Annotated in this window: 8 protein-coding genes and 1 pseudogene; 3 read left to right on the top strand and 6 right to left on the bottom strand. The window is 69.6% G+C overall.

Features of this window, described 5'->3' with window-relative positions:
- Nucleotides 1–388: 388 nt before the first annotated feature.
- The 3 genes from galK to NKF06_RS18770 form a co-directional block, all read right to left on the bottom strand.
- Nucleotides 389–1624, bottom strand: coding sequence for a galactokinase (gene galK / locus NKF06_RS18780; RefSeq protein ID WP_058827296.1), 1236 nt, complete (start codon nucleotides 1622–1624; stop codon nucleotides 389–391).
- The gene (locus tag NKF06_RS18775) at nucleotides 1621–2202 is read right to left on the bottom strand and encodes an MOSC domain-containing protein (RefSeq protein ID WP_058827295.1); all 582 of its coding nucleotides are present in this window, start codon (nucleotides 2200–2202) and stop codon (nucleotides 1621–1623) included. The genes galK and NKF06_RS18775 overlap by 4 nt, the downstream gene beginning before the upstream one ends.
- A 76-nt stretch (nucleotides 2203–2278) precedes the next feature.
- Complete coding sequence (locus tag NKF06_RS18770) at nucleotides 2279–2914, bottom strand: rubrerythrin family protein (RefSeq protein ID WP_253246285.1); 636 nt, start codon at nucleotides 2912–2914, stop codon at nucleotides 2279–2281.
- Nucleotides 2915–3051: 137 nt separating this feature from the next.
- Here NKF06_RS18770 and NKF06_RS18765 point away from each other — a divergent pair.
- Together NKF06_RS18765 and NKF06_RS18760 are read left to right on the top strand one after the other, a co-directional pair.
- Nucleotides 3052–4799: pseudogene (locus NKF06_RS18765) on the top strand (globin-coupled sensor protein).
- 63 nt (nucleotides 4800–4862) lie between these two features.
- A complete protein-coding gene (locus tag NKF06_RS18760; protein ID WP_253246284.1) occupies nucleotides 4863–6017 on the top strand; it encodes an MBL fold metallo-hydrolase in 1155 nt (384 codons plus the stop codon).
- Between the two features lie 120 nt (nucleotides 6018–6137).
- Here NKF06_RS18760 and NKF06_RS18755 read toward each other — a convergent pair whose 3' ends face one another.
- From NKF06_RS18755 to NKF06_RS18745, 3 genes are all read right to left on the bottom strand, one after another.
- Nucleotides 6138–6464 (bottom strand): 2Fe-2S iron-sulfur cluster-binding protein, encoded by a 327-nt coding sequence (locus NKF06_RS18755; RefSeq protein ID WP_089777904.1) that lies wholly within the window; start codon nucleotides 6462–6464, stop codon nucleotides 6138–6140.
- 133 nt (nucleotides 6465–6597) lie between these two features.
- Nucleotides 6598–7080: a universal stress protein gene (locus NKF06_RS18750; protein ID WP_058827291.1), complete on the bottom strand. Its 483-nt coding sequence runs from the start codon at nucleotides 7078–7080 to the stop codon at nucleotides 6598–6600.
- Between the two features lie 34 nt (nucleotides 7081–7114).
- Nucleotides 7115–7402: a hypothetical protein gene (locus NKF06_RS18745; protein WP_058827290.1), complete on the bottom strand. Its 288-nt coding sequence runs from the start codon at nucleotides 7400–7402 to the stop codon at nucleotides 7115–7117.
- Between the two features lie 101 nt (nucleotides 7403–7503).
- On the opposite strand from NKF06_RS18745, the gene NKF06_RS18740 reads away from it, so the two are divergent.
- Nucleotides 7504–7946 (top strand): flippase activity-associated protein Agl23 (locus tag NKF06_RS18740; RefSeq protein ID WP_253246283.1); only part of this gene is annotated, 443 nt, incomplete at its 3' end.

Here is a 7946-nt window from a genome sequence, read left to right as displayed (position 1 = left end):
TGGACATGGACACCGTCGAAGCGCACATGGTCGACGGCGAGACGCTGTTCGACGAAGCGTAAGCTTCGGCGAGCCGGCGAATCGGAGATTCGCCTCGTTCGACGAGGAGTGAAACGACTCGTCGAGCCAGCAGCACGGAGTGCTGCGCTGTTTGACGAGGCGTAAGCCGAAGTCAAATCAGTCGAGCTTCGATCGACGTAATTCGACGAGGAGTGAAACGACTCGTCGAGCCAGCAGCACGGAGTGCTGCACTGTTCGACGAAGCGTAAGCTTCGGCGAGCCGGCGAATCGGAGATTCGCCTCGTTCGACGAAGCGTAAGCCGAAGTCGAACTCACGGACCCGCGTTCCGATTTTTCCGAGACTCCACGCGGAGCCGTCGGCTCGCGCTTACTCCTCGCCGACCAGCCGAACGCCGGCCGACGGGCGGCAGGCGAACACGTCGGCGTCGGGACCGACGCGCTCGGGAGCGGCGTCTCGAATCGCCCGCGCCACCCGGTCGAGCGCGTCGCCGTCGACCAGCGCGACCGCGCTCCCGCCGAAGCCGCCGCCGGTCATCCGCGCGCCGTAGACGCCCGGCGTCTCGGCGGCGAGTTCGACCGCCGCGTCGAGTTCGGGACAGCTCACCTCGTAGTCGTCGCGCAGGCTCTCGTGGGCCGTGAGCATCGCGTCGCCGACGCGGTCGAGGTCGCCGGCGACAAGCGCGTCGCGGGCGCGACGGACGCGCTCGTTTTCGGTCACGACGTGTCGAACCCGGCGGCGGTGCATCGGGTCCAGCGCGTCGGCGTGGGCGTCGAGGAGGTCACGGTCCACGTCGCGCAGGGAGTCGAGTTCGCGGTCGGCGACCTCGCGGAGTCGGTCGAGCGCCGCCGCGCACTCGCGGACGCGGTCGTTGTAGCCCGATTCGGTCAGTTCGTGGGAGACGCCGGTGTCGATGACGAGGACACCGACACCGGCACCGACGGGCACCGACTCGAACTCGCGGCTCCGGCAGTCGAGAAAGAGCGCCGAGTCGGCTTCGCACAGCGCCGCGGAGAACTGGTCGAGGATGCCGCATTCGACGCCGACGCCCTCGCGTTCGGCCCGCCAGCACGCCAGCGCGAGGTCGGCGGTAGGGAGGTCGCGCCCGGAGACCGCGAGGAGCGCGCGGCCGACAGAGAGTTCGAGCGCGGCCGACGAAGAGAGCCCCGCGCCCGTGGGCACGTCCGAGGCGATGGCGAGATCCGCGCCGCCAACCGGGTCGTCCTCGCGGAGGACGCGCGCGACCGCGGCAACGTAGGCCGCCCATCCGTCGGGGTCGTCGTCGGGTGCGAGTTCGGCCGTCTCGCCGAAGTCGGCGGCGCGGACGCGAAGCAGGTCGTCGCTTCGGGGGCGGGCCGCGACAGCGACGTGGCGGTCGACGGCCATCGGGAGGCAGAGGCCGTCGTTGTAGTCAGTGTGGCCGCCGACGAGGTTCACGCGGCCGGGAGCGACGGCGATCGTTGGGGCCGCGCTCACGGGCGAGTCTACGGCCGACGCCGAGGTGTCGCCTTCGTCCCGGAGCGACGCGAGCGCGGCCTTCGCGCGTTCCACCGGGCTTCCGTCGTCGTCGCCCACCACGTCGTCGAGAACGTCGTCATTCGTCATTCGTGGCCGTCTCCGTGTTCCTCGTGGCTCGTCGCGGCTTCATCGTCCGCGACTCGCTCACCGCCGAGTCGCTGGGCTATCTGCCGGCCCAGTTCACGCGGGTTCGCCTCGGTCACGCGGAGGTCGTCGCCGACGGCGACCCGGCCGGGCGCGAGCACGTCCGCGCAGATGCCGCCGCGGGACTCGCGGAGGGCCTCGCCCACGTCGTCGTCGCCGACGAGGTCCGCGAGGTACGCGCAGGGCGGCCTGAGCTTCGTCCCGCGGAGTTCGGCCCCGCCGAGTTCGAACGTCGCATCGAGCAGGTCGGCGAGGTCGACGCCGCGGACGACGACGTTCCGTCGGTGTTGGCCGTCAGCGAGGTCGAGGTCGTACTCGTGCTTCGCGTCGTCCAGCACCGCGGCGTCGACGAGCGTCACCTGACAGCCGTCGGTCGCCGAGTAGAAGCCGTCGCCGTCGGCGTAGCGGTCGCCTTCGATACCGCCCTCGGCGACCGCGACGGTCTCGTGGGAGACCATCGGCTCCCCCTTCGACGGCGCGGTGTACAGCGCTTCGACGCGCCCGCGAACCTCGGAAGTCATACCTCCGGCTACCACTCGGGGACACGAATAGGTTGGGTCGGCGACGCGGGGCGGTTCCGGGCGTCCTCGGCTCGACTCAGCAGAGCGGCTTCGGGTCGACGCCGAGTTCGGCGAGGCCGTCGGCGTAGTCGTCGTAGGCCAGTTGGACGACGTACTCGGCGACCATCCGGGCGCGCTCCCAGTCCTCGTCGGTCTCACAGCGGTCGGCCAAGAGGTCGAGACCGGTCGCAAGCGTCTCCTCGGTCTCGGCTTTCAGGTCGCGAAAGAGGTCGGCGCGGGGCTCGTCCGCCTCGTTGACGAAGAAGCCGATGACCTGCGTGTGTGTGCGAACCGAGACGAGGCCGCGGCCGACCATCCCGGCGGCGGCTCGTTCGACCGTGTCCTCGCGCCCGCGGAGGTACGCGTGCATCACGCCCGGTTCATCCGGGAGGTCGACCTCCTCGCCGAGCGCGTCGAGGACGCGGTCGAGGTGTTCGGCCTCTTGTGCCGCGGTGGCCTCGAAGGCGGCTCTCGCTTCCCCGTCCGTCTCGTCGGCGGCCCACGCTTCGAACGTCCCGCGGGCCGCGTGCTCGGAGTACGCGGCGGCGCGGAGCACCGCCGGCTCGGAGAGGTCTGCATCGGTCAGCGCCAACAGGAGCTTCGACGAGCCGAGTCGGTCGAGTTGCGTGCGCTTCGCCGTCTCGACTGACTCGCGGAACGAATCGGCGTCCATACCGTTCATCGGTCCGCCAGTCACCTGAACATTCGGACCGGTCCACGAGTGTGGGTTTTTCATGGCGATCCGTTCTGGTATCATTCGTGATATCGAGCGGAGAGGGTTGAAATACTGGTGTCTGTTGAGAACGGTATATGACGGACTCCTCGGGACCGGTCGACGCCAGCGCACGAGCGCGCGTGACGGGAATGCGCTGCTCTCGCAGTTGGATATCGACGCGGCGGAAATCGACCGCCGGAAATCGTTCGTTCGCCTCTCGGAGGGAGACGAACGTCGCCTGCGCGACCTCGAACCGCTCTTGGACGAGTTTGCGGACGAGTTCGCGGCGGAGTTTTACGACCACCTCGGCGAGCACGCGACGACGAAGTTCTTCGGTCGTTCGACGAAGAACACGGAGATGCTGCAGGCCGACCAGGCGGCGTACCTCCGCGAACTCGGCCGCGGCGAGTACGGCGAGGACTACTTCGCGAAGCGGGCGCGAATCGGGAAATTACACGATATGATAGACCTCGGGCCGAAGTTCTACCTCGGGGCGTACTCGGTCTACTACGAGGGCATTCTCGGTGCTGTCGCGGACGAGGTGAAAGCCGAGTTCACCGGCGGCGACACGGCCGGAAGCGACGCCGATATCGGTGCCGATGACGACGACGCCGACGGCCTCCTTTCGGGACTTCTCGGTAGCGCGTCCGGCGTCCCCAGCGGTCTCCGCGGCGGTGACGACCAGGTCGAAGACGCCGTCGACGAGGTCGTCGCGCGCATCCTCCCCGTGTTGAAGCTCCTGTCTCTCGACCAGCAGGTGGCGATGGAGACGTACATCCACTCGTACAGCCGGGCCGCGCGGGAAGCCGCCGAGCGTCGGCGCGCCCTCGCAAACGAGGTCGAAGCCGACGTGAGCGAACCGGTCGAGTCGCTCCTGCAGACCTCCGAGGAAGTCACCGAGCGGACCGACGACATCGAGACCACGGCGCAGGCGCAGGCCGACGACATGGCGACGGTCGCCGCCGAGGTGTCGGATATGAGCGCGACCGTCGAGGAAATCGCGGCGACCGCGGAGGAGGTTGAGCGGACCAGCGCCGACGCCGCCATGCGCGCCGCCGAGGGCGAGGACGCTGCCGACGAGGCCATCGACGTGATGCGCGACGTGAGCGAGGCCGCCGAGACAGCCTCCGAGGACGTCCAGCAACTGCACGACCAAATCGCGGAGATAGACGAGGTGCTCGACGCCATCAACGACATCGCCGACCAGACGAACCTGCTCGCGCTCAACGCCTCCATCGAGGCCGCCCGCGCCGGCGACGCGGGCGAGGGGTTCGCCGTCGTCGCCAGCGAGGTGAAGAACCTCGCAGAGGAGTCGCAGGCCCGCGCCGCCGAGGTCGAAGGCACGGTTGACCAAATCCAGACCGAGGCGCAGGAGACCATCGAGAGCCTCTCGCAGACGACCGGGCGACTCTACGACGGCATCGACCGCGGCGAGGACGTGATGGGGAGCCTCTCGGACATCTCGGCGGCGGTCGAACAGGCAACTGTCGGCGTCGGCGAAGTCGCCTCGGCGACCGACGACCAAGCCGAGAGTGCCGAGCAAATCGCCCGCATGGTCGACGACGCGACCGCCCGCGCGACCACCGTCTCGGACCAAATCGGCGACATCGCCGACGCCAACCGCTCGCAGACCGAACAGGTGCTCTCGATTCGCGACGCGGCCGCGCGACTCGGCGGCGGCGAGACGGGCGGCGCTGGCGCGGTGGGCACGCCCCTCGAATCGAACTCCGACACCACGACAACCGGCGGTGTTGACGGTCCGCCGGCCGGCGTCCTCGACGAATCCGGCTTCGACGAACCGCCCTCGCGGCGCCTGAGCAACGACGGCGGAGCGTCGGAGTAGCGGACGCTCTCCTCGTTTCGGCCCGCGTAGCGTTCTTGCGGCCGGCGCGCGTATGGTGTCCGTATGACTCCCGAGGAACTCGCGAGCCGACTCGCCCGCGGCGACCCGACGGCGGTTCTCGACGTGCGCGACCGCGACGAGTTCGAGGCGTGGCACGTCGACGGCGCGACCGTGACCGCGACGCAGATTCCGGCGATTCGATTCACGCAGGCCGAGATTCGCGGGACGGTCGACGAACTCGCGGCCGAGTTCCGAGACGCCCCCTCGCCGGTGGTGGTCGTCTGCGCGGAGGGCCGGTCGAGCGCCCACGTCGCCGACCTACTCTCCGAGGCCGGCGTCCCCGCGGAGAATCTCGAAACTGGCATGGACGGCTGGGCGCGCGTCTACCGCGCCCGCGAACTCCCCATCGGCGACGCGGACGCGACGGTCCTCCAGTACGACCGCCCCTCCAGTGGCTGTCTCGCCTATCTCGTCGTCGCCGGCGACGAGGCGGTCGTCGTCGACCCGCTTCGGGCGTTCGCGGACCGATACGTCGAAGACGCCCGCGAGCGCGGTGCGGAGGTCGTCGCCGCCGTCGACACGCACGTCCACGCCGACCACGTCAGCGGCGTCAGAGCTGTCGCGGAGCGAACCGGCGCGACCGCCGTCCTCCCGGCGGGCGCGACCGACCGCGGCCTCGACTTCGACGCGCGACTCGTCGCGGACGGCGAGGCCGTCAGCGTCGGCGACGCGGAACTCATCGTCGTCCACGCGCCGGGACACACGACTGAGATGACCGCGTTCCGCCTCGGGGACCTGCTTCTCGCCGGCGACAGCCTCTTTTTACAGAGCGTCGCCCGACCGGACCTCGAAGACGGCGACGAGGGCGCACCTGACGCCGCGAGGCGGCTCTACGCGACGCTCACGGAGCGGTACGGCGAGTTCGCCGACGACACGCTGGTCGCGCCCGCCCACCGCGGCCCGCGGGCAGTCACCGGCGAAAACGGCGCGTACGTCGCCGAACTCGGGGTGCTCCGCGAGCGACTCGGCGCGCTCTCGATGGACGAGGCGGCGTTCGTCTCGTTCGTCTGTTCGGACATGCCGCCACGACCGGCCAACTACGAGCGAATCATCGAGACGAACCTCGGGTGCGACTTGCTGTCGGACGAGGAGGCGTTCGAAGTCGAGTTGGGGCCGAACAACTGCGCGGCGACGAGTGAAGGCGAGAGCACGGCGTGAGACGCGGTCTGCGGGGAGACCGCGGGCCGAGCGTCTGTGTCGGGCCGGCGCATCGGCTCGGTGGCGCGATGCAAAGCGGAGAACGTGGGCCGGCGGTCCGGCCCCGGAGAGTACCCGTCGTCAGTCGTCGTCTGCGGCGGTGCCGGCGGCCGCGGCGTCGCCCTCGATGCTCGGCGGGTAGACGCCGCGGTCGAGTTTGAGGTCGCTCTGCGGGCGGGCCATACAGGTGAGCGCGAAGCGCTCTGCTTCCTCCTCGGTCAGCCCGCGGGCGGCGGGCTGAGTGACGTCGCCTTCGAGAATTTCGGCGGAGCAGGCGAGGCACATCCCGACGCGGCAGGAGTACTCCTGTGCGATGCCCTCCTCGATGCAGGCCTTGAGAATAGTCTGCTTGTCGGAGACGGTGATAGTCTCGCCCGTGCCGACGAACTCGACGGTGTACTCGGTCATACCGCGGCGTATGAGCGACCGCACCAAAACTGTTTATCAAACCCGCGGCGACCTCGCCGCCGACCGTGCGGTCGAAGCAGGCTGCCGAGCGCGGCGCGAACACGCGAACGCGCGACTCGCGCCCGAGTCCGGACTACTCCTCGGCTTCGGCGTCCGTCTCTTCGTCCACGGCGTCCGCCTCGTCTTCTTCGTCGTCCAACCGGATGGTGAGCACCGGCACCGGCGAGGTGCGGACGACGCGCTCGGTGACGCTCCCGAGGAGATAGTGGCTCAGCCCCGTGCGACCGTGCGTGCCCATGACGACGAGGTCGATGTCGTGGTCGTCGATGTACTCCCGGATGGAGCGGTAGGCGGTCCCGGTGACGACTTCGGCCTGCGCGTCGATACCGGCCTCCTCTGCGGCCGCGAGAACGTGTCGGGTCGCGGCGTCGCCCTCCCGTTCGAGGGCGTCGATGACCACGTCCGCGCCGGCGTCGAGCGAGGTGTAGATGCTGGTGTCGACGACGTACAGCGCGTGAATCCGCGCGTCGTAGGTCTTCGCGAGGTCGAGGGCGTGGTCGATGGCGCGTTCGGCGGCCCTGCTTCCGTCGGTCGGGACGAGGATTTCGCTGTACATGACGAATTGTACTTAGTTCGGAACGCGGTTAATACTACTCCTCGTTCCCGTCGTCTCGGAACGACAGGACGGCCTCCTCGCACGTCTGCAGTCCGTCGATTCGCTGGGTCTCCTCGTCGAGTTCGACCGTCTCGACGACCGACCAGCCGGCGTCGTCCTCGTAGGCGATAGCCTTGACCCACCCCTCGGTGGCGACGAGCAGGCTGCGGGCGGGGCCGTCGTCCTCGACGGCGACGACGAGTTCGAACGCGTCGGCGCGGTTCAGCGAGGTCAACTCCTGCGGTTCGAGGGGGCGAGCGGGTAGCGACTCGATGAGCGACATATCCGAGTGCTACCGGTCGGCGGGGATGACGCTTTCGAAGGGGCGGGCCGCCGGCCTTCCAAGTCGTAACCTTTCTGCCGTCCGGCGCGCCACGTCACCTCATGACTCCCTCCCGCGTCGGTCGGCGGCCCGACCGAACGACGCTCGCCGTCGTCGCGCTCGCCGCCGCGGCACTCGTCGTCCGCCTCGTCGGCCTCGGCGACCGACCGCTCCACTGGGACGAGGCCCGCGTCGGCTACTGGAGCCTCCGGTCGCTCGAAACCGGCTTCTTCTCGTACCGCCCCGTCGCCGGCGGCCCGCTCGTCTATCACTTCTCGCGACCGTCGCTCGCGCTGTTCGGCGCGACCGACTTCGCGCTCCGCCTCCCGTTCGCGCTCTTTGGCGCGGCTCTCCCGCTCGCGGCGCTCCTCTTTCGCGGCCGCCTCGCCGCCGACGAGACCGTCGGGTTCGCGGCCGTCCTCGCAGCGAACCCGATTCTCGTCTACTACGGCCGGTTCGCCCGCGGCGACGTGCTCGCGGTCGGCTTCGCGCTCGTCGCCTTCGG

Origin of the sequence: Haloferax sp. AB510 (assembly GCF_024136985.1) — an archaeon.
In the GTDB taxonomy this organism is placed as follows: domain Archaea; phylum Halobacteriota; class Halobacteria; order Halobacteriales; family Haloferacaceae; genus Haloferax.
Note: the sequence above shows the minus strand (reverse complement) of the source record. Positions and strands in the feature narration are given on the sequence as shown.

Excerpts from the sequence above, each read along its gene's own strand:
- galK (WP_058827296.1), bottom strand. The coding sequence starts at position 1,624 with ATGACGAATGACGACGTTCTCGACGACGTGGTGGGCGACGACGACGGA.
- NKF06_RS18775 (WP_058827295.1), bottom strand. The coding sequence starts at position 2,202 with ATGACTTCCGAGGTTCGCGGGCGCGTCGAAGCGCTGTACACCGCGCCG.
- NKF06_RS18770 (WP_253246285.1), bottom strand. The coding sequence starts at position 2,914 with ATGGACGCCGATTCGTTCCGCGAGTCAGTCGAGACGGCGAAGCGCACG.
- NKF06_RS18760 (WP_253246284.1), top strand. The coding sequence starts at position 4,863 with ATGACTCCCGAGGAACTCGCGAGCCGACTCGCCCGCGGCGACCCGACG.
- NKF06_RS18755 (WP_089777904.1), bottom strand. The coding sequence starts at position 6,464 with ATGACCGAGTACACCGTCGAGTTCGTCGGCACGGGCGAGACTATCACC.
- NKF06_RS18750 (WP_058827291.1), bottom strand. The coding sequence starts at position 7,080 with ATGTACAGCGAAATCCTCGTCCCGACCGACGGAAGCAGGGCCGCCGAA.
- NKF06_RS18745 (WP_058827290.1), bottom strand. The coding sequence starts at position 7,402 with ATGTCGCTCATCGAGTCGCTACCCGCTCGCCCCCTCGAACCGCAGGAG.